This is a genomic window from Novosphingobium indicum, from assembly GCF_014645195.1.
Classification (GTDB): domain Bacteria; phylum Pseudomonadota; class Alphaproteobacteria; order Sphingomonadales; family Sphingomonadaceae; genus Novosphingobium; species Novosphingobium indicum.
The window spans coordinates 1-25,485 of record NZ_BMLK01000040.1 but is presented as its reverse complement, the minus strand read 5'-3'; the positions used below and the strand labels follow the sequence as shown (position 1 = coordinate 25,485).

The window sequence follows — 25,485 nt, the reverse complement described above, 5'->3', positions numbered from 1 at the left end:
AGCGTCCGGCAGCATCGGCATCTCCGTCGTCAGGCTCCCAAGCCTTGTCCAACCCGGTTTTTGCGGGTCTCCAGCTAATGCTGAATCTCTGCTTCTCCTCGGTTTTGGATATTTGGAGCAAAATTTACAATTGCTCGTGCCAGAACCTTTGGAGTCTAGAGGTGCTCGATCTGTCCTTGGGACGGCATACGGTATTGAACAGCCCAGCCACTCGATTGTCGAAGGAATTTTGGGACGTCTGGCGACCAAGTTTACTGAGCCCAGTTCATTACTCATAGAGCCAGGAACATGCTCTGACCTCTTTCACAATTACAATATGCATCTTCGTTTTTAAGCAGTTGCGCGGATTCTGCATCGAGCGGGTTACTAAGGGTAGCTGAAATCTCCTTAGACCTTCCCACCCGCTCCCAGCATCCCCGGCAACTCCTTGCGCAGTACGCTCACCAGTTCCGAAATCTTCGGCTGCAGGTGGCGGCGCTGCGGGTAGACCGCCCAGATCGGTTCGTCGGCGGGCTGGATGTCGCTTAGCACGGAGACCAGCGAGCCATCCGCCAGCGCCTGCCGCACGTAGAAATCGGGGAGCTGGCACAGGCCCATGTCGTCGAGCGCGGCTTCGAGCACGGCGCTGCCGCTGTTGCAGCGCCAGCGGCCGTGGGGGCGGTAGGATTGGGCCTTGCCGTCCACCCGGAAATGCCATGTGCCGGCATTGCCCGCGAGCAGGTCGTGCGTGCCGAGGTCCTCCACGGTGCGCGGGGCGCCGTGCCGCTCTAGATAGGCCGGGCTGGCGCAGGTCACCAGCGAGCGGCTGGCGATGCGCGTGCCGATCAGGCGCGAGTCCGGCAAGTAGCCGGTGCGCACGGCCAGGTCGTAGCCTTCGGCCACGAGGTCGACCACGCGGTTGGTCAGGTCGATGTTGACCTGCAGCCGGGGATAGGCGCGGGCGAAGCGGCGCAGGATCGGCGCGATGAAGCGCTCTCCCATCGCGGTCGAGCAGGTCAGGCGCAGTTCGCCTTGCGGCTCGCCCTTCTCGTTGACGAGAGCGAAGGCTTCCTCGCGCTCGGTCACCATGCGCCGGCAATGTTCGAGGAAGACGCGGCCGGTGTCGGTCAGCCGCACCGAGCGGGTGGTGCGGTGGAACAACTGGGTTTGCATGCGCGCTTCCAGTCGCATGATCGCGCGGCTCATGTGCGTGGTCGAGACGCCGAGTGCCGATGCGCCGCCACGAAAGGAGCCTGCGGTGGCGATGGCGACGAATTCGTCGATCCCGTCCCAGGAACTCATCGATTGTCCCTTAGATGATATAATGAGTTGCGATTTTCCCCCTTTATCACAACAACGACGGCGCGATAGACAGGCCGCAACACATCAGGAGTTGTCCCATGAAGACCCGCGCCGCCGTCGCTTTCGAAGCCAAGAAGCCGCTGGAAATCGTCGAAGTCGATCTGGAAGGCCCCAAGGCGGGCGAGGTTCTGGTCGAGATCATGGCGACCGGCATCTGCCACACCGATGCCTATACGCTCGACGGGTTCGACTCCGAGGGCATCTTCCCCTCGATCCTCGGCCATGAAGGCGCGGGCATCGTGCGCGAAGTGGGGCCGGGTGTCACTTCGGTGAAGCCGGACGATCACGTGATCCCGCTCTACACGCCCGAATGCCGCCAGTGTAAGTCGTGCCTGTCGGGCAAGACCAACCTGTGCACCGCGATCCGCGCGACGCAGGGGCAGGGCCTGATGCCCGACGGCACCAGCCGTTTCAGCTACAAGGGCGAGACGATCTTCCACTACATGGGGTGCTCGACCTTCTCGAACTTCACCGTGCTGCCCGAGATCGCCGTTGCCAAGATCCGCGAGGACGCGCCGTTCCAGACCTCGTGCTACATCGGCTGCGGCGTGACCACGGGCGTGGGCGCGGTGGTGAACACCGCCAAGGTGCAGGTGGGCGACAACGTGGTGGTGTTCGGCCTCGGCGGCATCGGCCTCAACGTGATCCAGGGCGCGCGGCTCGCTGGCGCCAACAAGATCATCGGTGTCGACATCAACCCCGACCGCGAGGAATGGGGCCGCAAGTTCGGCATGACCGATTTCCTCAACACCAAGGGCATGAGCCGCGAGGACATCGTCGCCAAGATCGTGCTGATGACCGACGGCGGCGCGGACTACACTTTCGATGCCACCGGCAACACCGAAGTGATGCGCACCGCGCTCGAAGCCTGCCATCGCGGCTGGGGTACCTCGATCATCATCGGCGTGGCCGAGGCGGGCAAGGAGATCTCCACCCGTCCGTTCCAGCTGGTGACCGGCCGGAACTGGCGCGGCACTGCGTTCGGCGGCGCCAAGGGGCGCACCGATGTGCCCAAGATCGTCGACATGTACATGAACGGCAAGATCCAGATCGACCCGATGATCACCCACGTCATGGGTCTGGAAGAGATCAACACGGCCTTCGACCTGATGCACGAGGGCAAGTCGATCCGTAGCGTCGTGGTCTTTTGATGGAAACCCTTTCTACCAACCGCAGTCACGGCGGCGTTCAGGGCGTCTACAAGCATCAGAGCAGCGAGACGGGGACGGAGATGACGTTCTCTGTCTTCGTGCCCGATCATGCCGAGGGCGCGAAGCTGCCCGTGCTGTGGTACCTCTCGGGCCTGACCTGCACCCACGCCAATGTCACCGAGAAGGGCGAGTTCCGTGCCGCTTGCGTGGAGCATGGCGTGATCTTCGTGGCGCCGGATACCAGCCCGCGTGGCGACGATGTGCCCGACGATGAAGGTTATGACTTCGGCAAAGGTGCGGGCTTCTATGTCGATGCCACGCAGGAACCGTGGGCGAAGCACTTCCGCATGCGCTCCTACATCGAAAAGGAGCTGCCCGCGCTGATCGCAGAGCAGTTTCCTGCCGACATGGCGCGGCAGGGAATTACCGGCCATTCGATGGGCGGCCACGGCGCGCTGACTATCGCCCTGCGTAACCCGGAACGCTTCCGGTCCGTGAGCGCCTTCTCGCCGATCGTCTCGCCGTTAGCTTGCCCTTGGGGCGACAAGGCGCTGACCGGGTACATCGGCCCGGACCGTGCGGCATGGCGCGAATACGATGCCTGCGCGCTGATCGAGGACGGCGCGCGGGTTCCGGATCTGCTGGTCGATCAGGGCACGGGCGACGGCTTTCTGGCGGACCAGCTCAAGACCTACCTGCTGTCGGACGTGTGCGAGAAGGCGGGGCAACCCGCCGCGATCCGGATGCAGGAAGGCTACGACCACTCCTACTACTTCATTTCCACCTTCATGGCCGAGCATGTGGCCTGGCATGCCAAACGGTTGAAATAGCGGGATTGGAGCCGGATCGGCTGATCCGGCTCCACCCTTTGTCCCGACTTCCGGGCGGTGCGACCCGTCAGGGATAGTCGACAGTCACGTGCGGCACATCGCCTTCGATCCGGCCGTGCGGAGTGTTGTACTTGATCACCGGGACGCCCAGATCGCGGCCCACGTCCAGCGTCTCGCCGTTGCCGGCGGGCTGGAAGTAGTTCACCGGCACATTGAGCCGTGCGTACTCCTGTCCGTCCGAACTCAGCACGATCTTTGCGGGGCCGCCGGGCGTCGTCGTCTGGAACTGCATGGTGAGCGAAGTGTCGCCCCACGGCAGCGCCTTGTCCGAGACGACCTTGAAGATTTCCTGCGGGTCGGTCGAGCGTGCCCAGACGAAGGCCGGGCGGCCCTGATCGAGGTAGAGGCTCCAACCGCCGAACCAGCTGCCAAGCGCCACGACGGCGCCCGAGGCCTGCGCGCTGTCCAGCTTGAGGTCGGCCTTGAGCGTGAAGGGCCACGCCATCAGCGTCGGGCCGCCCACCGCCGGGATCGATACGTCCTTGCCCCAGAAATCGTAGTGCTTGCGGGTGCTCGGGTGCATGGTCGCCATGGCGCGCGCCATGCCGAAGCGGTGGTCGAGCGGATAGACGTTGTTCTCCTCCGCTTCCTTGCGGAACAGCGCCTTCATGGCTTCAAGCCGCTCGGGGTACTTGGCCGAGAGGTCGGTGGACTGCGAGAAGTCCTTGCTGAGGTCGTAGAGCGTCCAGGTGATCTTGGGCCTGGGGCCGCTCGGCGGCACGTTGGTCCACGAGGTTCGGCCATCTTCGCCGCTGAGGAACCAGCCGTCGTGGTAGAGGCCCATCTTGCCGGTGATCTCGAAATACTGCGTGCGCGGCTTGTCGGCCTGGCAGGTCTTGAGGCTCGGCAACAGGCTCTCGCCGTCCATCGGCTTTTGCGCGGTGCCCAGCACTTCCTTTGGTGCTGGCAGGCCCGCGGCATCGAGCACGGTCGGCGCAATGTCGATCAGGTGCGAGAATTCGCTGCAGACCGAGCCGGGCTTCGCGATGTGGCCGGGCCAGCTCAGGATCATGCCGTTGCGGATGCCGCCCAGCATGTCGGCATATTGCTTCACCCAGCGGAAGGGGGCGTTCATCGCCCAGGCCCAGCCGACCGAATAGTTCTCGTAGGTTTCCGGCCCGCCGAGCCTGTCGATATTGGCGAGCATCCATTCCTTGCGCTCGGGAATGCGGTCCATGCCGCGCAACTCGTCGATCGTGCCTTCCGGGCCGCCTTCTCCGCTCGCGCCGTTGTCGCCGAGGACGACGGCGACCAGCGTGTTGTCGAGCTGGCCCATGCGCTGCAGTTCATCGAGCACGCGCCCGACCTGCGCGTCCTGAAATGCGAGCTGGGCAGCGGCGACTTCCATGGTGCGGGCGTGGAAAGCCTTTTCCTGCGGTGTCAGCGTATCCCATGCCGGAATGTCCGCGGGGCGCGGTGTCAGCTTCGTGCCTTGCGGGATAATCCCCATGGCCAGCTGGCGGCGCCATGTCTCGACGCGCATTACGTCCCAGCCCTGATCGAACTTGCCCTTGAAACTCGCGATCCACTCGGGCGTCACCTGATGCGGGGCGTGGGTGGAACCGGGTGCGAGGTAGGCGAGGAAAGGCTTGTCGGGCGCGCCTGCTTTCTGGTTGTGGATCCAGCGGATCATGTCGTCGGCCAGACGCTCGTCGAGCAACTTGCCCCGACCGTCTTTGGTGCCTTCGCCCGGATCGACGCGGGCGATGCCGCGATAGAGGTCCGGCGAATACTGGTCGGTGTCGCCATAGGGGAAACCGTAGAAGTATTCGAAGCCGAGGCCGGTCGGCCAGGCATCGAAAGGACCGGCCTCGCTGCGTTCTTCCGCCGGCACGTTGTGGTGCTTGCCGAACATCGCCGTGTTGTAGCCGTTGAGCCGCAGGATCTGCGCGATGGTGGCCGTGTCGCGCTGCATGCGGCCGTCGTAGCCGGGGTAGCCCATCGAAATGTCGCTCAGCCAGCCTACGCCGGCATTGTGGTGATTGCGCCCGGTCAGCAGCGCGGCGCGGCTGGGGGAGCAGATGCCGGTGGTGTGGAAGCGGTTGTAGCGTTCGCCCACCCGCGCCAGCCGGTCGAAATTGGGGGTCCGGACCGGGCCGCCGAACGCGCTGGCCATGGCGAAGCCCACGTCGTCGGACATGAACAGCAGAACGTTGGGGGCTCCCTGCGGAGCCTGTATCGGCGCGGAGGGCGAGGGTGTGGAATCAAGCGCGCTGTCGGCGATGGTGCCGGTGAAGGGCGCACGCGGGATCGGCAGAACCGTGCGGTCGGCCTGGGCGATGGCGGGGGCGCAGGTGCCCAGCGCCAGTGCGACGGCAGCGATTTTCAGACGGTTGAATGCACGCTGATCTTTCTTGTGATGGTGGCTGGCTTTCCCGCCCGAAACCGTCCGCAGAGCCATTGGCTATCCTCTCCCGATAAGTCGCCGCCGAAGATAGCGTCCAGAAATATGACGTCTAATGCATAAAAAGCCTAAGTTTGATGCTATTGGGGTATATTATGGATCTCACACGTCTTCGCCACATCGTTGCCGTCGCCGACACGCTGAGCTTCTCGCGCGCCGCCGAACAGCAGAACATCACGCAACCGGCGCTCAGCCGCAGCATTGCCGCGTTCGAAAGCCGGCATGGCCTGAAACTGTTCGATCGCGGGCGCGGCGGGGTGACGATCACCCCAGCCGGGCAGTTCGTGGTGGAGCGGGCGCGACCTATGCTGCGGGCTTCCGACGAGTTTATGCGCAACGTGCGTCTCTATTCGGAAGGGGCTGCGGGCCGCTTCGCCTTCGGGATCGGCCCCTTGCTGGCGAGCTTGCTGCTTCCCGAATTGGGCAGCCGCCTGCTGACGGCGAGCCCGCATCTGGAAGTCGCGACCGTGGTGAAGTCGCCGGGCGATCTCCTTGCCAGCCTGTTCGAGGATGCCATCGAGATGATTATCGGAAACACCTGGCAGCTTTCGGACCATCCCGGCATCATGATCGAGGATATCGGCCCTCTCGACCTCGCGCATGTGGTGCGCGGCGATCATCCGCTAGCCCGGCTGGAGAAGGTCACGCCGGAACAGCTTGCGGCCTATCCGGCGGCAAGGCCTGTCAGGTACACGAGCGGCTCCGCCGAACCCGGCGCTTTCATTTGCGACAACTTCCATGTGCTGCGTGAAACCGTCCTGGCTTCCGACTGCACCTGGATCACGACGCCCGCCTTCGTGCGGGACAATCTGACTGAGGGCAGCCTGAAAGCCCTTGACGTTGAAGGGCTTGCGATGGGTCCGAGCCGGATCTGCATCGTCACGCTGGCCGGGCGCACGCGGTCCCCGGCAGCCAACATGATCGCCGATCTGGCCCGGCAGGCCATGGCCGATATCGCCATGCAGCAGGGCTGATCGCTCCCCCCTTCATTTTCGCCCCCCGCATTGACATCCCCCTTCTGATCGCTATTCGCCCTAAAACGCTAATGAGAATCGTTATTAAAAGAGGTGAATGGTGATCGATATGAGGGCAGGCAGGCGGACCGGGGCGGCGCGCATGGGGTGGTATCTCTCGGCGGCGATTGCCGCTATGACCGCCAGCAGCCTTTGCGCGGGGACGGCCATGGCGGACGATGCCGATCGCGAGGCCAAGCGCGGCGAGATCGTGGTGACGGGGGCACTGCCGGACGACTATGTGATCGGCGATCAGTCTACCTCGACGCGCCTCAATCTGACCGTGCGTGAAACGCCGCAGGCGATGACCGTCATTACGCGGGCCCAGATCGAGGATTTCAACCTCAACAGCATCAACGACGTTTTGCTGATGACGCCCGGTGTGAACGTCGAGAGGGCCGAGACCGACCGCACCTATTACAACGCTCGCGGCTTCGACATCGTCAATTTCCAGTACGACGGGATCGGCCAGCCGCTGAGCTATGGCCTGCAGACGGGCTCGGTCGATACGGCGCTGTTCGAGCGCGTGGAAGTGGTGCGCGGGTCCACCGGCCTGCTGTCGCTGACCGGCAATCCTTCGGCGGCGGTCAACTTCGTCCGCAAGCGCCCCGGAACCGAAACCGGCGGTCACGCGAGCCTCAGCTACAGCGCGTTCGATACCGTGCGCGGGGATGTCGACGTGAACGCGGCGCTGAACGAAAACGGCAGCCTGCGCGCGCGCTTCGTCGGGGCTTACGAGGAGGGCGACAGCCACCTCGACTTTTACCATAATTCGCGGCTGGTGCTTTACGGCGTCGTGGCGGCGGATCTCGGACCCGACACGACGGCCACGGTGGGCTATTCCTGGCAGAATTCCGATCCGCGCGGCGTCACCTGGGGCGGGGTCCCGTTCCTCGATGCCGAAGGCAACATGGTGACCTATAACCGTTCGACGACGACGGCGCAGCCATGGTCGCGTTGGGAAACGATCGACCGCGATCTTTTCGGCGATATCACGCATGACTTCGGTCGCGGCTGGCAGGGCAAGATCTCCGTGCTGCGTCGCGCGCGCGATCAGGATGCCAAGCTGTTCTATCTCTATGGTGCGCAGGATCCCGAGACTGGAGAAGGCTTGTTTTCCTGGCCGGGGGCTTACATCGACGAAGATCGACAGACGACGGTCGATGCCCATGTCAGCGGCACGCTGAAAGTCGCGGGGCGCGAACATGATATGGTTCTGGGCGCCAACTACGGCGAAGCACAGATATTTGAATACGAAGCGGGTGATCCTTCGCTCACATACCTGCCCCTGACCCCGGAACAGGCCTTTGGCGGCGAATTTCCCTATCCCGATTTCGGCGATTATTCGCTTGAGGCCGACTTCAAGACCAAGATCTACGGTGCCTACGGGCTGCTGCGGCTGTCGCTGGCCGATCCGGTCAAGCTCATGCTGGGCGGCACGGTCACGCGCATGGAGCGTGAAGGCACTTCGTACGGCACGGACAACTATTTCGCGAAGACGACATTCTCGCCGTTTGCGGGCCTGACGCTCGACCTTACGCGGCATCTCACCGCCTACGCCAGCTATGCCACGATCTTCAATCCGCAGATCCAGGCCGACGAGCAGGGGCGCATTCTAGATCCGGTTGAGGGCAAGACCTACGAGGCCGGGCTCAAGGGCGAATGGAACGGAGGCAAGCTCACGGCCGGCATTGCCGTGTTCAAGACCGAGCAGGATGGTCTGGCCGAATACGCCGGGTTCAGCACGGTTACGGGCAAGGACTACTACCGGGCTGTCAACAATAACTCGCGCGGCGTCGAGGTCGATGTCGCGGGCGAGGTGCTGCCCGGCCTGCAGGTGACCGGCGGCTATGCCTATGTCGATGTGGAGGATGATGACGGCAACGACGCGCGGACCTTCATTTCCAATCACACGATCCGATTCAGCGCCGTCTATTCGGCGCCGTCGTTCGACGCGCTGCGTCTGGGGGCATCGGCGCGCTACCAGAGCCGCATCACCAATGGCGATGCCTATCAGGATGGCTATGCCGTGGTAGACCTGATGGCGCGGTATCAGCTGACCCGCAACCTCTCGCTTGCGGTCAATCTCGATAACGTCGGCAATGCCAAGTACTGGCAAAGCCTGCAGTGGGCACAAGGGATCTACAGCGCTCCGCGTACGGTACGCGGGACTGTAGGTGTCAGCTTCTAAATGGGGGAGTGGGCGTGCCCGCGGCTCAGAAGCCCCGGGCACGTCCCTCGCGGCGGGGATCGGCGCCGCCTTCATAGCCGCCGTCCTTGACGATCACCGCCTGCAGACCAGAGTTTTCGCCGCGTGCAGTCGATAAAGGCATGTCGCGGGCGGCAAGGCCTTGCATGATCGGCTCCGGGAAGGGGTCGGCGCTGAAGCGGTCCCCTCGCGCCACCAGATTGGGCAGCGAGACGGCGTCCTGCGGGCTCATGTTCCAGTCGAGCAGGGCAACCAGTGCCTTGAGGTTGTAGGCCTGGATCGAACTGCCGCCCGGCGACCCTGCAGCCGCGTAGAATTTGCCGTCGCGGGTCAGCACGATGGCGGGTGCCATGCTCGAGCGGGGGCGCTTGCCGGGGGCGGGGGCATTGGCTGCCGGCGTGTCGTCCTTGTCGGTGGGGGAGAACGAGAAATCCGTCAGCTGGTTGTTGAGGAAGAACCCGCCGACCATCCGGCCCGAACCGAAGATGCTCTCCACCGTGGTCGTCATCGAGACGACATTGCCCTGGGCGTCGACGATCACGAAGTGGCTGGTTCCGCCCGGCTCGGCGGTGGCATCGGGCCCGACCTGCGGTGCGCCTTCGGGGATGCCGAACGTCACCGGACCTGCCTTTTCACCGATCAGTTCGGCGCGCTTTTCAAGGTATTGCGGATCGAGCAGCCCCTTGATCGGCACGTCCACGAAATCCGGATCGCCGATGTAGCGGTCACGGTCGGCATAGGCGAGGCGGCTGGCCTGCGCGAATTCGAACCATGCCTTTTCGTCCTTGGCGCTCCGTTCGCCGATGTCGGTCTGGTTGAGAATGCCGAGTGCGATCTGCAGACCGGGGCCGCCCGAGGGCGCCGGCGGGGTGCAGACGAGATAGAGGCGATAGGGCTTGCACAGCGCTTCGCTCTTGGCGGGGCGATAGGAGGCAAGGTCGGCCAGCGTCAGCGTGCTGGGGCGCGGCCCCTCGTGAACGCGGTTGACGATATCCAGTGCTACCGGGCCGGTCAGCAGGCCTGATGCGCCCAACTGGCCGATGCGCCTCAAAGTCTTCGCGTAGGCAGGGTTTTTCAGGCGGTCCCCGGCGGCATAGGGCGTGCCGTCCGGCTTGGTGAAATAGCGCCTGGCATCGGGGGCAGAGGGCTGCGGCGCTTGCTTGATCCGGATCATCCCGGCAAGACGCGGGCTGACGATGAACCCGTCCTCGGCCATCTTTTCGGCGGGTTTGAGCAGATCGGCCCAGGGCAAGCGGCCATGGTCGTGATGCGCCATGTCGAGCATCGCGACCGCACCGGGAACGCCGGTGGAAATGCCGCCCAGCACGGCATCGAAGAAGGGCAGCGGCTTGCCGTCGTCGCCGAGGAACAACTTGTCGGTCGCCCCCATCGGCGCCTTTTCGCGTCCGCTGTAGGCGGTGACTTTTCCGGTCCTGGCGTCGTAATAGACCATGAAGGCCCCCCCGCCGAGGCCGGAACTCTGCGGCTCGACAAGCCCGAGAACCGCCTGAATGGCAACTGCGGCATCCACCGCCGAACCCCCTTTCCTGAGTACGTCCACGCCCACCTGAGTCGCAAGCGGATTGGCGGCGGCGACCATGGCGTGCGTGGCAAAGCCGGATTGCTTGTCCGCACTGGCTGTTTCCGCATGGGGCTGTGCGGCAAGCGGGCTGCCGGTGCTGACTGCCGTAAGGCTCAGCGCGGCTGCGCCCAGACTCAGGAAAAGACGGCGCCGCGGCGTTTTACGGGGGGAATTGGGCATGGCTGCCTTAAGGCCATGCCTGCGCGGGAATTTCAACCCGAACCAACGGCAAATGCAGCTTTGGACTGGATGCGAAAGATGCAACTCGAACCGTTGACATGGCGGCGCGTACGGCCGACCATTCCCTTGCGACGACAGGAAATGCCCGTGGGTCAGCCAGAACGCGAACAAGTGCATGCCGAAGGAACCGTGGCGGCCGTGCGCGGTGCCGTGGTCGATCTCGTATTTCCGGAAGGGGAACTCCCCGCCATCGACGAGGCCGTGACGATCACCGAACGCGACGGCACGGCCATTCTCGCCGAAGTTCAGGCCCATCTCGATACCCGGACCGTACGCGCCATTGCGATGGAGCCGACGGCGGGGCTGCGGCGCGGTGACACGGCCCGGAGCATGGGGCAGCCGATGACGACCCCCGTGGGCGATGCGGTGCTGGGCCGTCTGCTCACCGTTTCCGGCGCGCTGGGCGACAAGGGCGAGCCGCTGCCGGATGACGTGCCGCGCTGGCCGATCCATCGCGCGCCGCCGGCCTTGTCCGAACAGTCGGGCGTGATCGATACCTTCACCACTGGCATCAAGGTGATCGACCTGCTCACCCCACTCTCGCGCGGCGGCAAGGCGGCCATGTTCGGCGGCGCGGGCGTCGGCAAGACGGTGCTGGTGATGGAACTGATCCAGGCCATGGTCACCGGCTACCAGGGCATTTCCGTCTTCGCCGGCGTGGGCGAACGGTCGCGCGAGGGACACGAGATGCTGCTCGACATGACCGAGTCGGGCGTGCTCGAGCGTACCGTGCTGGTCTATGGCCAGATGAATGAGCCGCCGGGTGCGCGCTGGCGCGTGCCGATGACCGCGCTCACCATCGCCGAATACTTCCGCGACCAGAAGCATCAGAACGTCCTGCTGCTGATGGACAACATCTTCCGCTTCGTTCAGGCGGGCGCCGAAGTCTCGGGCCTGCTGGGCCGTCTCCCCTCGCGGGTGGGCTATCAGCCGACGCTGGCGAGCGAAGTCGCCAGTGTGCAGGAGCGTATCGCCTCGGTCGGCGGGGCGGCGATCACCGCGATTCAGGCGGTCTATGTGCCGGCGGACGATTTCACCGATCCCGCTGTCACCACCATAGCCGGCCACGTCGATTCGATGATCGTGCTGTCGCGCTCGATGGCGGCCGAGGGCATGTATCCCGCCATCGATCCCATTGCCTCGACCTCCGTCCTGCTCGATCCGGACATTCTGGGCGAGGAGCACGTGAAGGTCGCCACCGAAGTGCGTCAGACCATTGAGCATTACCGCGAGCTGCAGGATGTCGTCTCGCTGCTGGGGATAGAGGAACTCGGCGCCGCCGACCGCCGCATCGTCGAGCGCGCCAGGCGGTTGCAGCGTTTCCTCACCCAGCCGTTCAACGTAACCGAGGCTTTCACCGGAACGCCGGGCAAGACGGTGAAGCCAGAGGATACCATCGCCGGTTGCCGCGCTATTCTCGACGGCGAATGCGACGACTGGCGCGAAAGTTCGCTGTTCATGGTCGGCACGCTGGAGGAAGCGCGGGCCAAGGAACAGGTCGCTGCCGGGAAGCAGACGGCATGAGCCGGATGCTGCACCTCACTATCGCCACACCCGAGACCGCCGTGGTCGAAGGCGCGGCGCGCAAGGTGCGGGCCATGGACGAATCCGGCAGCTTCGGCCTGCTGCCCGGCCACGCAGATCTGCTGACCGTGCTGCCGTCCTCGTTGGTCCGCTGGGAAGACGATCAGGGCGCGGTGCACTACTGCGCCGTGCGCAGCGGCGTCCTGACCGTCAGCGGAGGCGAGCACGTCGCCATTGCCTGCCGCAAGGCGCTGCTCGGCGACGATCTCCATGCGCTGGAAGCGGAAATCGAGGCGGCACGAACCGACGAGGAAGACGCCGAACGCCGCGCTCGCGTCAAGCAGACGCAGGCCCACGCGCAGGCCGTCCGCCAGCTCATGCGGTACTTGATGCGTGGTGGCGATGAGGGGCTGAGCGACATTCTGGCGGAGCAGGAGGGATGACGCGCGATTCCGATCCCATGGCCAGAGCCGCGCGGCAGGCTTCGGAGCGTGACAGGGCTGGACGCGCCGACCCCGAGCCCTCTCTCGGCGCGCGCTTTGCGCAGATCGGCGTGCTCGGCTGGATGGTGGTGCTGCCGATGCTGGCCATGCTCGTCGCAGGGCGCTGGCTCGACCATCGCTTCGACACCGGAATTTTCTTTTCCGCACCGGCCCTGATGATAGGGGCGGCGATCGGGTTTACCTTGGCCTGGCGTTGGATGCATCGAAAGCTGTGATTTTTCCCGAACCTCTCGTCTGGCTCGAAATTCTCGCCGCGCTGGTCGCCGGCTTCGTGCTGGGCCTCGTCCATTTCGGCACGCTGGCCTCGGTCAGTGAGGACTACCTCGCCGGCCGCACGACCCGCGCGCTGGCCCTGCATTTCCTGCGCATGGCGGTGATGGTCGGGGCGCTGATCGGGCTGGTTCAGCTCGGTGCCATGCCGTTGCTGGCAGGGGCGCTGGGTATCGTCGCTGCACGCGCCGTGGTTCTGCGCCGAACGCGGAGGGAACCGTGAAGTCGCCGCTGGTCGTCGAACCCCTGTTCTATATCGGCCCCGTGCCGATTACCCAGCCGGTCGTGGCGACCTGGGTCATCATGGCAGTGATGGTGCTGTTCTCGATCCTATTGTCCCGCCACTTGAAGCAAAGGCCGGGGCGCACGCAGGCGGTGATGGAACTGATTACCGGCGCGCTGGATCACCAGATCGAGGATGTCGTGCAGTCGGACCCGGCGCCCTATCGGGTGCTGATCGGTACGATATTCCTGTTCGTGCTCATTGCCAACTGGTCGGGCATGCTGCCGGGCGTGGAGCCGCCTACGGCGCATCTGGAAACCGACGCCGCACTGGCGCTGCTCGTCTTCGCGGCAACGCTCTATCACGGCGTGCGCTCGAACGGCTTGGTCGGCTATCTCAAGACCTTTGCCGAGCCCACCTGGATCATGATCCCGCTCAACCTTGTCGAGCAGATCACCCGCACTTTCAGCCTCATCATCCGCCTGTTCGGCAATGTGATGAGCGGGGTCTTCGTGATCGGCATCATGCTCTCACTGGCCGGTCTGCTCGTGCCCATCCCGTTGATGGCGCTCGATTTGCTGACCGGCGCGGTGCAGGCCTATATCTTCGCCATTCTTGGCTGCGTCTTTATCGGCGCCGCGGTCAGTGAGGGCCGCGACACCGCCTCGCAGGAACGGAGTCCTTCATGACAGTTGAGGAAATCAGCATTCTTTCGGCAGCGATCGCCGTCTCCTTCGGCGCGTTGGGGCCGGGACTGGGCGAGGGCCGAGCCGTGGCCGCGGCGCTCGATGCTATCGCCCGCCAGCCGGAATCGGCGGGCACGATCTCGCGCACGCTCTTCGTCGGGCTGGCGATGATCGAGACCATGGCGATCTACTGCCTCGTGGTGGCGCTGCTGGTGCTCTTCGCCAATCCCTTCGTGAAGTAAGCGCAGGAGCGCGCCTTTCATGCGCATCGACTGGTGGACCATCGGCCTGCAGACCATCAATCTGGTGGTGCTGCTCTGGCTGCTGGGGCGGTTCTTCTTCCGCCCTATGACCAGGGTCGTGGCCGAGCGCCGGGCGGCGGCCAACAAAATGCTCGATGCCGCCAAGGCCGCGCAGGAAAAGGCGGAGGCGGCCACGAAGGAGGCCGAGGCGGAGCGCGAGCGCGTGGCAGCCTCGCGTCTGGAAGCGCTGGAAGCCGCGCGCAAGGAGGCCGAGGCGCAGCGTGCCAAGCTGATCGAGGCCGCGCACGAGGAGGCCCGGCGTGAACGCGCAGAGGCCGAGGCGGCGCTGGATCACGCGCGCGGCCAAGCCGAAGCGCAGCTTGCCCGTCAGGCCAATGCGCTGGCGGCGGACATGGCGGCCCGGCTGCTCGAAGCCCCGGCGGCAAAGCTGCCCTTGGCATCGTTTCTGCCCGAACTCGAGCACGCCCTGGCCGCGCTCCCCGAAGCGACGCGGGAGAAGCTGGCCACCGAGGCAGCACCGGCAACGCTGGTCAACGCCCGGACTCTCGGCGAGGCGGAGCAGCAGGCCGTGCGCGAGGCTCTGGGCCGGGCGCTCGGCCATGAGGCTGTGCTCACGTTCGATACCGATCCAGCGTTGATCGCCGGTCTGCGATTGAGCGGAGGCATGGCCGTGCTGGACGTCAACCTGCGCGCCGATCTCGACCGCGTGACCGCGAGGCTCGATGCCCGTGACGAGTGATCGGGCCTTTTTCGCCGATCTCGGCGACCGCTGGCTGGAGCGCGGTCGCAAGCGGCTGCAGTCCGCCGATCTCACGCCCCATGCCGAGATCTTCGGCGTGGTCGAGGAAATGGCCGACGGCATCGCCCGCATTTCGGGCCTTCCCGATGTGCGCCTCAACGAACAGCTCCGCTTCGAGGGCGGCGAGACGGGGCTGGCGCTCACGCTCGATGCGGACAGCATCAGTGCCGTCCTGCTCGACGACGCCGTGCGGATCGAGGCGGGCATGCGCGTGTCCGGCACCGGCGAGGTCGTGCGTGTGCCGGTGGGAGAGGGGCTGCTCGGCCGCGTTGTCGATCCGCTAGGCCGCCCTCTCGACGATGGGCCGCCGATTGCCGAAACCGATACCCTTCCGGTCGAGCGGCCTGCCCCGGCGATCATCGAGCGCGATCTGGTGTCCAGCCCGGTCGAGACCGGGGTGCTGGTGGTCGATGCGCTCTTCGCGCTCGGGCGCGGGCAGCGCGAGCTGATCATCGGCGACCGGGCCACCGGCAAGACCTCCGTGGCGCTCGATGCGATCATCAACCAGAAGCATTCCGACATGGTGTGCGTTTATGTCGCGGTGGGCCAGCGGGCGAGCGCGATCGACCGCGCGATCGAGGCGGTGCGCACGCACGGCGCGCCGGAGCGCTGCATCTTCGTCGTCGCCTCGGCCGCCGAAGCCTCCGGGCTGCAATGGCTCGCGCCTTTCGCGGGCTTCACCATGGCCGAGTATTTCCGCGACAAGGGCCAGCATGCGCTGATCGTGATCGACGATCTCACCCGTCATGCCGCCACCCACCGCGAGCTGGCGCTGCTCACCCGCGAGCCGCCGGGGCGCGAGGCCTATCCGGGCGACATCTTCTATCTTCACGCTCGCCTGCTCGAACGCGCCGCGCGGCTTTCGCCCGAGCTGGGCGGGGGATCGCTCACCGCGCTGCCGATTGCCGAGACCGACGCGGGCAACCTCTCGGCCTATATCCCGACCAACCTGATCTCGATCACCGATGGGCAGATCGTGCTCGACAGCCGCCTGTTCGCGGCGAACCAGCGGCCCGCGGTCGATGTCGGCCTGTCGGTCAGCCGCGTCGGCGGCAAGGCGCAGAAGCGCGCGCTGCGGCAGGTTTCGGGGCGGATCCGGCTCGACTATGCGCAGTTCCTCGAACTGGAGATGTTCACCCGGCTCGGCGGCGTCTCCGACCCCCGCTTCAAGGCGACGCTGACGCGGGGCGAGCGTATCCGCGCGGTGCTGGCCCAGACCCGCTTCAGCCCGATGCGGCAGGCCGATCAGGTGGCCCTGCTCGCCGCGCTCAATGCCGGTGTCCTCGACGCCATAGAGCCCGAAGCCATTGCCGCGCTGCGCCCGAGGATCGGCTCTGTGCTGGATGCCTCCGCCGACGATCTGGTCGCGGCAATCGAGGACAACGAGAAGCTCGACGACGCGGCGCTGGAACGGCTTGTCGACCTCGTCCGCTCGCTGACCGGAACCGGTCATGGCTGAAAGGCTGAGCGACGTCGAGGACCGGATCGACAGCGTTCGCCAGCTCTCCTCGGTGATCTCGGCCATGCGCGGTATCGCCGCGGTGCGCAGCCGCGAGGCCAATGCGCGGCTTGCCGGCATCCGCGAATATGCCGAGACGATCGGCACCGCGATTGCGCAGGCTCTGGCGCTCTATCGGGCCGGCGGGGCCGAACCCGCTGCCGATCGCGGCGAGGCGGGGCGGCTGCTGATCCTGGGCCTCTGCGCCGAGCAGGGCTTCGTCGGCGCGTTCAACACCCATGTCCTCGACGAGGTTCAGGCGCTGGCCACCTCTTTCGGCGCCGACCGCACCGATCTCCTGATGGTCGGCAGCCGGGGCGTTGCCGCCGCGCGCGAACGCGGACTGGAGCCGGTGGACTGCATGGCCATGGCGGGCCATGCCGACCAGCTTGCCGCGCTCGCCAACCGTCTCGGCGACCGCCTCTTTGCGCGGCTGCAGGCTGGCAGGGTGAGCCGCGTGGTCATCGTAAGTGCTCGCCCGGACGAGGCCCATGCGGCGCCCTATTCGGTGGTCCGGCAGACGCTGATCCCCTTCGACTTCGACCGCTTCCCGCCCGCCAATCTCGCCCGGCCGCCGCTTATCCACTTGCCCGCCGCCGTGCTGCTGGCGCGCCTCACCGACGAATATGTCTTCGCTGAACTGTGCGAGGCGCTGACGCTCTCCTACGCCTCCGAAAACGACGCCCGGATGCGCGCTATGATCGCCGCGCGCGAGAACGTCGCCCGCAAACTCGACGAACTGACCGCCACCTCGCGCCGCCTGCGGCAGGAGCAGATCACCGAGGAACTGATCGAGCTGTCCGGCGCGGTGCGGGATTGAAGCCGCTGCGGCAGTAAATCCTGGCCCGCTCGTCCTGAGCTTGTCGAAGGACGCCGGCGCAGCGCTGGTGCCAATACCCTTCGACAAGCTCAGGGTGAGCGGGTCTTGTTGAAGCGGCTTTCCCCTTTTCCTCAGAAAAACTCCCGGTCCAGCTCCCGCAAGTCGAGTTCCACACACAGCGCCGCCCGCGCCGCGACGACCTGGCGCCACAAGGCCGGGTTGCTCAGGTCCTCGACCGCCACTTCCTCCGGCCAGTGCTCGCGCACCAGTGCCTCGATCCGGTCCAGCTTTTCGGGCGTCGCCATGAAGCGCGGGTCGACGGTTTCCGGATCGGCGACCACGCGCAGACGCAGGCAGGCGGGGCCGCCGCCGTTGGCCATGGACTCGCGCAGGTCGTGGACGAAGAGGTGGCGGATCGGGCCGTTGCCGGCGACATGCGCCTGCAGCCAGCTCCACACAGGGCGGTTCTCCTGCGCCTCGCCGGGCAGCACCAGCGCGGGCTCGCCGGAGGGCAGCGTCACCAGCTGCGCGTTGAACAGGTACGAGGTGATCGCGTCGGCCAGACTAACCGCGCTGGCAGGCACTTCGACGATCTCCACCTCGGGCAGCTTTTCGCGCAGCTCGGCGTAGAAACCCTCGCGGTCGGCGAAGGCGAGTTCGTGGGTGAACAGCACGCGCTCGTTGGCGACGGCGACGACGTCGTTGTGAAAGGCGCCGGCAGCAATCGCCGCGTCCGACTGGCGGGCGAAGATCGTACGCGCCGGGTCGAGCCCGTGGATGCGGGCAATCGCCTCGCTCGCCTCGCGGTGCTGGCGGGCGGGGTAGGGGCCGCCCGCCTCGCCATAGACGAAGACTTCCACGCCCGGCGCATCGTGGCTGGCGCACAGCCGCATGTGGTTGGCCGCGCCCTCGTCGCCGAAGGGGGCGGGGACCGGGGCGTGCACGGCGAAGTGCGCGTGATCGGCGAAGGCAAGCTGCAACTGTGCCAGCGTCTCGCGCCATTCATGGCTGCGGTGGGGCATCGTCACGAGGTTGGCGACGGTGAGGTGGCAGCGTCCGTCGGCGGTGTCAGCCGCGGGCGAGACGGTCGCGGCATTGGCGGCCCACATCGAGGATGCCGACATGGCATTGGCCCGCAGCGCCGCGCTGGCATCGGCCATCGTCGTGCCAAGCTGCTGCAGCCAGCCCTCATCGGGCCGCCGCTGCGGCAGGAAGAAACCCTGCGGCAACCCCCGCTCCAGATTGGCGCGCATCTTCGCCAGCCCCTGCAACGCCGCATCGCGCGGCCGCGAGACCTTCCCCAGATTGCGCGTCGAGGCGAGGTTGCCGAGGCTGAGCCCGGCGTAGTTGTGGCTGGGACCGACGATGCCGTCGAAATTGATTTCGGTGATCATGGGCTGGCTTTTAGGCGGCGGAGAGGGGCGTCACAAGGTGACAGGTTTACACGGGTGACACGGTCCAGAAGGAAACGTGTCACCTTGGGGCGGAAGTGTCACTTTGCGCGGGGGCGGTGTCACCTTGTGGAGGTGGGGTGCGGCGATGAGGGGGCGGGTAAGGCTCATGCTGAGGAGCCTACTGCAAGGTGCGGAGTGTAGGAAAGCTTGGGCGATTGCAGCGCCACTTCACCGGGGCTTCGACAAGCTCAGCCTGAGCGGGGAGAGAAGGGCACGCACAAAACCTGCGTCATTCCCGCTCTTCAGCTGGCCAAGAGGGAGGGGATGACGAAGGTTTTGTAAACCGTACTGAGCAAAGCCGCCTGAACCCCCCCTCCTCTGAAGAGGAGGGGTATTGACGCTTCACGCCGGCGCGTAGGTCACGGTGTCCCCCACGCCCACACCCATGGCCGCGGCGGTTTCCTCGTCCAGCGTCACGCCCTCGTCGGTCTCGGTGAGCTGGCCGATGCAGGCGCGGAAGTCGGCGAGGCGGCCGTGGGAGACGATGTGCGTCGGGCCATCATCGTCAGGCACGGTAAGGGCGGTGATCTTTGCGTCGTTCGCCACCTGGATGGTGCGGATGCGGTCGGTGTCGGCCATCATCGAGGGGCCGCCGTCGAAGATGTCGACGTAGTTCTGGAAGCGGAAACCCTCGTTTTCGAGCATGCGCATCGCCGGGCGGCCCGAATAGTGCGGCTGGCCCATGACCTGCCGCGCGCCTTCGGAGAGCAGCGCAGTGTAGATCGGGTGCTTGGGCATAAGATCGGCGATGAACTGGTTGCCGTGGCGCGCATTGAACTCGTCGGCGTCGCGAAAGCTCATGTCGAAGAAGCGGCCGGCGAGGCCGTCCCAGAACGGCGAGTTGCCGGCATCGTCGATGGCGCCGCGCAGTTCGGCCAGCGTGCGGTCGGCGAACTTGGCGCGGTGGGCGCGGATGAACAGGTAGCGGCTGCGCGCGAGCAGCTTGCCGACGCCCGAGGAGCGCTCGGTCGGGTCGAGGTAGAGGCCGCCGACTTCGCTCGATCCGTCGAGATCGGTGCACAGCGTCAGCATCTCGGCGCGGAACGTGCGGTCGAGTTCCTTGGAATGCTGGGTGATGCGGCCGATGCGGTAGGAATAGAACGGCAGCTCGGTGCCCACCTGCGAGAAGATCTGGCAGGTGCCGCGCACTTTGCCGGTTTCGGTATCCTCGAGGATGAAGACGAACATGTCGTCGCCCAGCGTGTCCTCCTCGCGGGCGAAGGCCTTGGCGGCGCGTTCCAGCTTGGCCTTCAGCGTCGGCTTGTCGGGCGGCAGGTTGGTGAAGCCGCCGCCGGTGCCCTTGGCCATGCGGTAGAGCGCTTCGAGGTCCTTTTCGCGGGCGGGTCTGAGGATGAAGGTCATGCCTGTGCTCCGGGGTTGAGGTGGGGGGACCGTGCCACGCGGAGTGGTGGGATGATAGCGGGCGCGCGCCTGGTGGATTCACGCGGAGCCGCGGAGACGCGGAGAAAGGAAGAAGACGATCGCGCAAAGGCGCACAGCCCGTCCTGAGCGGCTGCTGCAAGCAGCCAGCCGAAGGGGCGCAAAGACGTCATCCTGCGCCGCAGGCACATTTCCATTGATCCCGGCGCTGCGCCAATCGCTGCGTTTTGATTGGAAAGCGGCTTCGCCGCAAACGCTATATCTCCGCGTCTCCGCGCCTCCGAGTGAACCGTCATACGCGAAGCCCGCCCTTGTCCAACCGGTGCATCACCAGAGCCGTCAGCCGGGCACGGGCATCGAGCGAGCTGGCGAGCATGAACTCGTCGGGCGAGTGGATCGCGCCGCCGAGCGCGCCCATCGTGTCGAGCACGGGGACGCCGCAAGCCGCGATGTTGTTGCCGTCGCACACGCCGCCGGTGTCCTTCCATGTCATCGTCTGGCCAAGGTCGGTTGAGGCCTTGGAGACGAGGCCGAAGAGCGCCTCGGTCTTCTCGCCGATGGGTTTGGGCGGGCGCGAGACGCGGCCGGTGAGGTGGATCGAGACGTCGTGCTTCATGGCGACGGCGGCAATCGCCACGTCGATCAGCTTGCGTGCGATCTGGCCCAGTTCGGGCGTGCGCGGGCGCAAGTTGAAGTGGAGGATGGCAAGGTCCGGCACGGTGTTGTTGGGCGCACCGCCCTCGATCCGCGCGGGGTTCACCGAAAGCCCGTCCTGCCTGCCCGCAGCGAGGCGCAGCGCGAGGTCGCCGGCAGCGACGACGGCATTGCGGCCATCCTCGGGATTGCGGCCGGCATGGGCGGAGCGGCCGTGGATCACCGCGGCGTAGTTGCCCGAACCGGGGCGGGCGCGGGCCATCGAGCCGTCGGGCAGACCGGGCTCGTAGGTGAGCGCCGCCATCTTGCCCTGCGCCAGTTCGGCGATCAGCGCGGCGGAGGAGAGCGAGCCGGTCTCCTCGTCGCTGTTGATCATCACGTCGTAGCCGAGCGCAGGATTGCCACGCTCGTAGGCAAGCAGCCCTTCGAGCATCAGCGAGAGGCCGCCCTTCATGTCGGCGGTGCCGGGGCCGTGGAGGGTGTCGTCGTCGAACCAGTCGCAGGTCTGGAAGGGGTGATCCTTGGCATAGACCGTGTCCATGTGGCCGGTGAGGATCACGCGGCGCTCGGCCTCGGGGCGCACCGAAACGACGAGATGGCGGCCATGAGTGACCGTGCGCATGTGGCCTTCTTCGTCGACTTTCTCGACCGGGGCGGGATCGACCAGCCGCACGTCGCCGGGCAGCGCGGCAAAGGCGTCTGCCAGCCGCCCGGCCATCGCCGCGACGCCGTCGAGATTGGCGGTGCCGCTGTTGATCGCCGCCCATGCTAGCGTGCGTTCGAGGATTGGCGCGCGCGCGATAGGGGCGAGGAGGTCCGCTTCTTCGGGAGTGAGGCCGGGTTTCGTCAGTTCAGCATTCATCGGCTTGCTCTCCCGTTCCTGTTCCCATCCTCGTCATTGCGAGGAGGCGGAGCCGACGCGGCAATCCAGAGTAGGTGCAAACCGCCCTGGATTGCTTCGCTACGCTCGCAATGACGAAGGAGAGGGCAGGAAGGATCATGCGCGCAGCTTCCCGGCCAGAGCCCCCGAATTGCCTTCCGCGCTCGCCGCTTCGAAGCTGGCGACCGGATAGGCGCAGTAGTCGGCTGCGTAGTAGGCGCTCGGGCGGTGGTTGCCGCTGTCGCCGAGGCCGCCGAAGGGCATCGATCCGGCGGCGCCGGTGGTCGGGCGGTTGCGGTTGACGACGCCGGCGCGGCATTCGTGGATGAAGCGCTCCCACAGGGCGTCGTCGGCGCTGATGAGGCCGGCGGAAAGGCCGAAGCGGGTGTGGTTGGCGGCGGCCAGCGCGGCATCGAAATCGCCGACGCGGCGGACTTGCAGGACCGGGGCGAAGATCTCCTCGTCGGGCACGCCCACGCCGGTCACGTCGAGGATCGCGGGTGTCACGAAGGCGTCGCTGCGGCCCTCGATCCCGGTGAACGGGCGAATCACCTTGGCGCCGTGGCCGATCAGGGCTTCGACCTGCGCCTTGGCTCCCGCTGCCGCAGCATCGGAGATCAGCGGGCCCATGTAGGGCTCGGGCGTCTCGTCCCACGCGCCGATCGCCAGCTTGCCGGCGAGCGCATCGACGGCCTCGGCCAGTGCGGTGCCGAATTCATTGTCCGGCACGATCAGTCGGCGCGCGCAGGAGCAGCGCTGGCCGGTGGTGACGAAGGCGGACTGGACGACCACGGAGGCGGCTTCCTCGACGTCCCCATCCCACGCGACCAGCGGATTGTTGCCGCCCAGTTCGAGCGCGAGGATCACATCGGGGCGGTCGGCGAACATATGGCGGAAGTGCGCGCCCGCCTTGGCCGAGCCGGTGAAGAGCAGCCCGTCGATGTCGCCGGAAAGCAGCGCTTCGCCGGTCTCGCGTCCGCCCTGCAGGATCTGGAACACACCTTCGGGCAGCCCCGCCTCGGCCCAGCATTCGGCCATCGCCGCGCCGGTGGCGGGGGTCACTTCGGAGGGCTTGAACACCACCGTGTTGCCCGCGAGCAGGGCGGGGACGATATGGCCGTTGGGCAGGTGCCCGGGGAAGTTGAACGGGCCGAGCACGGCCACCACCCCGTGCGGGCGGTGGCGCAGCACGGCCTGGCCGAAGGGCATGTCCGAGCGCTTCTCCCCGGCGCGTTCGGCCTGCGCGGTGATCGAAATGCCCACCTTGCCGATCATCGAGCCGACTTCGGCAAGGCCTTCCCAGCGCGGTTTGCCGGTTTCGCGCGAGATCACTTCGCCGAGCGCCTCCTTGCGGGCTTCGAGTGCGGCCTTGAAGCGCTGCACGGCCTCCACGCGCGCCGCGACGGGCAGGGCGGCCCATGCCGGAAACGCCTTGCGCGCGCGCTGGAGTGCTGCGGTGACGGCCTCGGGGCCAGCAGTCTCGCCTTCCCAGACCAGATCGCCGGTGGCGGGATCGAAGGATTGGAGCATGATCAGGAGTCCCTTGTCACTGCGAAGATGCCGGTCGCGTTGCCGCTGTCGAACGTGAGGTCGAGCAGGCCGCTGTCCGGATCGGTATCGCGGGTGATGAATTCATAGAAGGAGCCGGGCACATCCAGCTCGGTTTCGCTGCCGTCGGGCATGCGAAAGGCGCGTCGCACCTTGTCGGCGAGGATCGCGGTCTGGCGCACGCGGCCGTTCTGCGAGATCTCGACGGCAGGCTTCATCGGGTAGCCCTGTGCCCTGAGGTCCTCGGCCAGCGCCACGACATCGGCGACGCGCGTCGTGGCGTGATTGAAGGCATTGCCCTCGGTCGCGATCCAGGCGCCCTCCTTGCTGTGCTGGAGCAGCGCGCGGTAGTCTTCCAGCGCGGGTACCGGGTGCTGCCGATTGAAGGCCTGCAGCGCGCCCTTCACGATGGTCACGGCCTCGTCCAGCGAACAGGTGCCGTCGCGCGACAGTGCATCGAGCGCCTGCCATTCGGCCGTGCCCAGAGGGTCCTGCGATTCTCCGAAGATCTTCTCCGCATGGCCCTGTGCGGCTTCGGGCAGTTCGCGCAGGTGAAGTTCGGACACGAAGAACTGCGGGATCATCTCGGGCAGGTCGCGGTGCACGAAGGCGCGTCCGGTCATCTTGAGCGCGGGGAGGGGATAGAGCCCGCCCACTTCGTAGCCCAGCGGCTCGAGGAAGCGCGCGAAGGCCTTGTGGCCGACCGGCAACTCGCCGCAGGGGCCGTCTATGGTGCGCAGGGCGCCGTGATCGAAGACGATTGGCTCGCCGGTCTCGCGGATCTGGCCGACATAGCGTGCGGCGGTCGGCACCCGGTCCAGCAGGTCCATAAACAGCGCGGCATTGAGCGCCATGGCCACTTGCGCGCGGCTTGCCCGGTCGCTTTCGCCGTGCAGTTCGGGCGCGATGGCGAGCGTGGAGAGTGCGTCCCGCGCGGTCTCCGCACCGATCACCGCTGTGAGCAGGCGGGAGAGCGTTTGCTTGTCGTCGGCGGCAGTTGAAGCTGCAGAGGCCATGACATCCTCGTTGTTAAATTATTACGCGTGTGTGCAACATAAGAAGTGAATTGTGCCATGTCCATGCCAGTGGTCGTGGCACCTCTCGTGGCTCGAAAATCGCTTCACGTCGCCCCGACGATGGCGGGATGAACCCTTGCATTCCTGAACGACAACGACTGGACACACGGCCGGGTTGCCGCTTCGATGGAATCGAGAAGCAGGATCGAACGGAGAGGCGCATCATGGCCATCAGAACGGGTTTCATCGGTATCGGCAGTCAGGGCGGGCCGATGGCGCATCGCATGCTGCTGCGCTTTCCGCTCACCGTCTGGGCGCGCCGCCCGGAAACGACCGTCGAATTCGCCGAGAAGGGCGCGGATGTGGCGGAGAGCGTCGAGGCGCTCGGCGCGGCCTGCGATCATGTGGGCCTGTGCGTGGTGAACGATGCGGACGTGCTGGAGATTTGCGGGCGCCTCGTTCCGGCGATGAAACGCGGCAGCCTGCTCGCGCTGCACTCGACAATCCTGCCCGAGACCGCCGCGAAGGTGGAAACGCTCTGCGCCGAGCACGGCGTGGCGATGATGGACGCCCCGGTCAGCGGCGGCGCGCCGGGCGCCGAGGCGGGCACGATGACAGTGATGTGCGGCGGATCGCAGGCGGCCTTCGATCAGGCAAAACCGGTGTTCGAAAGTTTCGGCAAGCTGATCGTCCTGCTGGGCGAGGCGGGTGCCGGGCAGAAGGCCAAGATCGTCAACAACTCGCTGATGGCCGCGAACATGGGCCTCGCGCAGGCCGCGCTGCAGGCCGGCGAGGCGCTCGGGGTGGACCGCAAGGCGCTCGCCGAACTGGTCAACGCGAGTTCGGGCAAGAGCTTCGGCTTCGAAGTCTACGCCCGCATTCCCGAGCCACGCATGTTTGAACACGGCGCGAAAATGCTGCTCAAGGACACCAACCTGCTGGCCGAGATCCTGCTGGGCTCCCCGGATTCGGCGATGCTGGAGGAGACGGCGAAGTCGTTCCTGCTGCTGGCGACGGACGGGGAGTGAGGCGTCTCGCTCCTGCGCTCCGGTCGCCTTCCCCCCCTTCGTTATTCCCGGCATTATGTAGCAAACGCACCAAGACGATGCTAGATGTAATCGCACACGATGCGTAATA

The 25,485-nt window shown here is 66.1% G+C and carries 23 protein-coding genes; 15 read left to right on the top strand and 8 right to left on the bottom strand.

Annotated elements, in window-relative coordinates; all coding sequences use genetic code 11:
* The coding region (locus IEX64_RS24550) for a hypothetical protein (protein WP_229710667.1) at window positions 1–334 on the top strand (334 nt) is incomplete at its 5' end.
* A 53-nt stretch (window positions 335–387) separates the two neighbouring features.
* Here the strand turns inward: IEX64_RS24550 and IEX64_RS22640 are convergent.
* Window positions 388–1,281, bottom strand: coding sequence for a LysR family transcriptional regulator (locus IEX64_RS22640; protein WP_188823548.1), 894 nt, complete (start codon window positions 1,279–1,281; stop codon window positions 388–390).
* Between the two features lie 98 nt (window positions 1,282–1,379).
* Between IEX64_RS22640 and IEX64_RS22635 the strand changes: the two genes are divergently transcribed.
* Both IEX64_RS22635 and fghA read left to right on the top strand, forming a co-directional pair.
* Complete coding sequence (locus IEX64_RS22635; RefSeq protein WP_188823547.1) at window positions 1,380–2,492, top strand: S-(hydroxymethyl)glutathione dehydrogenase/class III alcohol dehydrogenase; 1,113 nt, start codon at window positions 1,380–1,382, stop codon at window positions 2,490–2,492.
* A complete protein-coding gene (gene fghA / locus IEX64_RS22630; protein ID WP_188823546.1) occupies window positions 2,492–3,322 on the top strand; it encodes an S-formylglutathione hydrolase in 831 nt (276 codons plus the stop codon). The genes IEX64_RS22635 and fghA overlap by 1 nt, the downstream gene beginning before the upstream one ends.
* A 67-nt stretch (window positions 3,323–3,389) precedes the next feature.
* Here the strand turns inward: fghA and IEX64_RS22625 are convergent, their stop codons facing one another.
* Window positions 3,390–5,783 (bottom strand): arylsulfatase, encoded by a 2,394-nt coding sequence (locus tag IEX64_RS22625; RefSeq protein ID WP_188823545.1) that lies wholly within the window; start codon window positions 5,781–5,783, stop codon window positions 3,390–3,392.
* Between the two features lie 98 nt (window positions 5,784–5,881).
* Here IEX64_RS22625 and IEX64_RS22620 point away from each other — a divergent pair, with 98 nt between their 5' ends.
* Together IEX64_RS22620 and IEX64_RS22615 are read left to right on the top strand one after the other, a co-directional pair.
* Window positions 5,882–6,760: a LysR family transcriptional regulator gene (locus tag IEX64_RS22620; protein WP_188823544.1), complete on the top strand. Its 879-nt coding sequence runs from the start codon at window positions 5,882–5,884 to the stop codon at window positions 6,758–6,760.
* Between the two features lie 97 nt (window positions 6,761–6,857).
* On the top strand, window positions 6,858–8,990 hold the full coding sequence (locus tag IEX64_RS22615) for a TonB-dependent siderophore receptor (protein WP_188823543.1): 2,133 nt from the start codon (window positions 6,858–6,860) through the stop codon (window positions 8,988–8,990).
* Window positions 8,991–9,015: 25 nt separating this feature from the next.
* On the opposite strand, the gene ggt is transcribed toward IEX64_RS22615, so the two are convergent.
* On the bottom strand, window positions 9,016–10,770 hold the full coding sequence (ggt, locus tag IEX64_RS22610) for a gamma-glutamyltransferase (RefSeq protein WP_188823542.1): 1,755 nt from the start codon (window positions 10,768–10,770) through the stop codon (window positions 9,016–9,018).
* Window positions 10,771–10,911: 141 nt separating this feature from the next.
* Here ggt and atpD point away from each other — a divergent pair, with 141 nt between their 5' ends.
* The 9 genes from atpD to IEX64_RS22565 are packed head-to-tail and all read left to right on the top strand — an operon-like array spanning window position 10,912 to window position 17,416.
* Entirely contained in the window at window positions 10,912–12,354 is a 1,443-nt protein-coding gene (atpD, locus tag IEX64_RS22605; protein WP_188823550.1) for a F0F1 ATP synthase subunit beta, read from the top strand.
* On the top strand, window positions 12,351–12,797 hold the full coding sequence (locus tag IEX64_RS22600; RefSeq protein ID WP_188823541.1) for a F0F1 ATP synthase subunit epsilon: 447 nt from the start codon (window positions 12,351–12,353) through the stop codon (window positions 12,795–12,797). Before atpD ends, IEX64_RS22600 begins: the two co-directional genes overlap by 4 nt.
* Entirely contained in the window at window positions 12,794–13,072 is a 279-nt protein-coding gene (locus IEX64_RS22595) for an AtpZ/AtpI family protein (RefSeq protein ID WP_188823540.1), read from the top strand. The genes IEX64_RS22600 and IEX64_RS22595 overlap by 4 nt, the downstream gene beginning before the upstream one ends.
* A complete protein-coding gene (locus IEX64_RS22590) occupies window positions 13,069–13,350 on the top strand; it encodes an ATP synthase subunit I (protein ID WP_229710664.1) in 282 nt (93 codons plus the stop codon). The genes IEX64_RS22595 and IEX64_RS22590 overlap by 4 nt, the downstream gene beginning before the upstream one ends.
* The gene (locus IEX64_RS22585) at window positions 13,347–14,039 is read left to right on the top strand and encodes a F0F1 ATP synthase subunit A (RefSeq protein ID WP_188823539.1); all 693 of its coding nucleotides are present in this window, start codon (window positions 13,347–13,349) and stop codon (window positions 14,037–14,039) included. Before IEX64_RS22590 ends, IEX64_RS22585 begins: the two co-directional genes overlap by 4 nt.
* On the top strand, window positions 14,036–14,278 hold the full coding sequence (locus IEX64_RS22580) for a F0F1 ATP synthase subunit C (RefSeq protein WP_039285828.1): 243 nt from the start codon (window positions 14,036–14,038) through the stop codon (window positions 14,276–14,278). The genes IEX64_RS22585 and IEX64_RS22580 overlap by 4 nt, the downstream gene beginning before the upstream one ends.
* A 19-nt stretch (window positions 14,279–14,297) precedes the next feature.
* A complete protein-coding gene (locus IEX64_RS22575; protein ID WP_188823538.1) occupies window positions 14,298–15,038 on the top strand; it encodes a F0F1 ATP synthase subunit delta in 741 nt (246 codons plus the stop codon).
* Window positions 15,028–16,557 (top strand): F0F1 ATP synthase subunit alpha, encoded by a 1,530-nt coding sequence (locus tag IEX64_RS22570; RefSeq protein WP_229710662.1) that lies wholly within the window; start codon window positions 15,028–15,030, stop codon window positions 16,555–16,557. The genes IEX64_RS22575 and IEX64_RS22570 overlap by 11 nt, the downstream gene beginning before the upstream one ends.
* Complete coding sequence (locus IEX64_RS22565) at window positions 16,550–17,416, top strand: F0F1 ATP synthase subunit gamma (protein WP_188823534.1); 867 nt, start codon at window positions 16,550–16,552, stop codon at window positions 17,414–17,416. Before IEX64_RS22570 ends, IEX64_RS22565 begins: the two co-directional genes overlap by 8 nt.
* Window positions 17,417–17,547: 131 nt before the next feature.
* Here IEX64_RS22565 and IEX64_RS22560 read toward each other — a convergent pair whose 3' ends face one another.
* From IEX64_RS22560 to IEX64_RS22540, 5 genes are all read right to left on the bottom strand, one after another.
* Window positions 17,548–18,810 (bottom strand): N-succinylarginine dihydrolase, encoded by a 1,263-nt coding sequence (locus IEX64_RS22560; RefSeq protein ID WP_188823531.1) that lies wholly within the window; start codon window positions 18,808–18,810, stop codon window positions 17,548–17,550.
* A gap of 402 nt (window positions 18,811–19,212) precedes the next feature.
* Window positions 19,213–20,232: an arginine N-succinyltransferase gene (astA, locus tag IEX64_RS22555; RefSeq protein ID WP_188823529.1), complete on the bottom strand. Its 1,020-nt coding sequence runs from the start codon at window positions 20,230–20,232 to the stop codon at window positions 19,213–19,215.
* 310 nt (window positions 20,233–20,542) lie between these two features.
* A complete protein-coding gene (locus IEX64_RS22550) occupies window positions 20,543–21,766 on the bottom strand; it encodes a hydrolase (RefSeq protein WP_188823527.1) in 1,224 nt (407 codons plus the stop codon).
* A 135-nt stretch (window positions 21,767–21,901) separates the two neighbouring features.
* On the bottom strand, window positions 21,902–23,314 hold the full coding sequence (gene astD / locus IEX64_RS22545; RefSeq protein ID WP_188823525.1) for a succinylglutamate-semialdehyde dehydrogenase: 1,413 nt from the start codon (window positions 23,312–23,314) through the stop codon (window positions 21,902–21,904).
* A gap of 2 nt (window positions 23,315–23,316) precedes the next feature.
* A complete protein-coding gene (locus tag IEX64_RS22540; protein ID WP_188823523.1) occupies window positions 23,317–24,348 on the bottom strand; it encodes a 2-oxoadipate dioxygenase/decarboxylase family protein in 1,032 nt (343 codons plus the stop codon).
* 224 nt (window positions 24,349–24,572) lie between these two features.
* On the opposite strand from IEX64_RS22540, the gene IEX64_RS22535 reads away from it, so the two are divergent.
* A complete protein-coding gene (locus IEX64_RS22535) occupies window positions 24,573–25,376 on the top strand; it encodes an NAD(P)-dependent oxidoreductase (protein WP_188823521.1) in 804 nt (267 codons plus the stop codon).
* Window positions 25,377–25,485 lie beyond the last annotated feature (109 nt).

Bases quoted from the DNA above. Each gene is read 5' to 3' on its own strand.
- IEX64_RS22640 (WP_188823548.1), bottom strand. From the start codon at position 1,281: ATGAGTTCCTGGGACGGGATCGACGAATTCGTCGCCATCGCCACCGCA.
- IEX64_RS22635 (WP_188823547.1), top strand. From the start codon at position 1,380: ATGAAGACCCGCGCCGCCGTCGCTTTCGAAGCCAAGAAGCCGCTGGAA.
- fghA (WP_188823546.1), top strand. From the start codon at position 2,492: ATGGAAACCCTTTCTACCAACCGCAGTCACGGCGGCGTTCAGGGCGTC.
- IEX64_RS22625 (WP_188823545.1), bottom strand. From the start codon at position 5,783: ATGGCTCTGCGGACGGTTTCGGGCGGGAAAGCCAGCCACCATCACAAG.
- IEX64_RS22620 (WP_188823544.1), top strand. From the start codon at position 5,882: ATGGATCTCACACGTCTTCGCCACATCGTTGCCGTCGCCGACACGCTG.
- IEX64_RS22615 (WP_188823543.1), top strand. From the start codon at position 6,858: ATGGTGATCGATATGAGGGCAGGCAGGCGGACCGGGGCGGCGCGCATG.
- ggt (WP_188823542.1), bottom strand. From the start codon at position 10,770: ATGCCCAATTCCCCCCGTAAAACGCCGCGGCGCCGTCTTTTCCTGAGT.
- atpD (WP_188823550.1), top strand. From the start codon at position 10,912: ATGCCCGTGGGTCAGCCAGAACGCGAACAAGTGCATGCCGAAGGAACC.
- IEX64_RS22600 (WP_188823541.1), top strand. From the start codon at position 12,351: ATGAGCCGGATGCTGCACCTCACTATCGCCACACCCGAGACCGCCGTG.
- IEX64_RS22595 (WP_188823540.1), top strand. From the start codon at position 12,794: ATGACGCGCGATTCCGATCCCATGGCCAGAGCCGCGCGGCAGGCTTCG.
- IEX64_RS22580 (WP_039285828.1), top strand. From the start codon at position 14,036: ATGACAGTTGAGGAAATCAGCATTCTTTCGGCAGCGATCGCCGTCTCC.
- IEX64_RS22575 (WP_188823538.1), top strand. From the start codon at position 14,298: ATGCGCATCGACTGGTGGACCATCGGCCTGCAGACCATCAATCTGGTG.
- IEX64_RS22565 (WP_188823534.1), top strand. From the start codon at position 16,550: ATGGCTGAAAGGCTGAGCGACGTCGAGGACCGGATCGACAGCGTTCGC.
- IEX64_RS22560 (WP_188823531.1), bottom strand. From the start codon at position 18,810: ATGATCACCGAAATCAATTTCGACGGCATCGTCGGTCCCAGCCACAAC.
- astA (WP_188823529.1), bottom strand. From the start codon at position 20,232: ATGACCTTCATCCTCAGACCCGCCCGCGAAAAGGACCTCGAAGCGCTC.
- IEX64_RS22550 (WP_188823527.1), bottom strand. From the start codon at position 21,766: ATGAATGCTGAACTGACGAAACCCGGCCTCACTCCCGAAGAAGCGGAC.
- astD (WP_188823525.1), bottom strand. From the start codon at position 23,314: ATGCTCCAATCCTTCGATCCCGCCACCGGCGATCTGGTCTGGGAAGGC.
- IEX64_RS22540 (WP_188823523.1), bottom strand. From the start codon at position 24,348: ATGGCCTCTGCAGCTTCAACTGCCGCCGACGACAAGCAAACGCTCTCC.
- IEX64_RS22535 (WP_188823521.1), top strand. From the start codon at position 24,573: ATGGCCATCAGAACGGGTTTCATCGGTATCGGCAGTCAGGGCGGGCCG.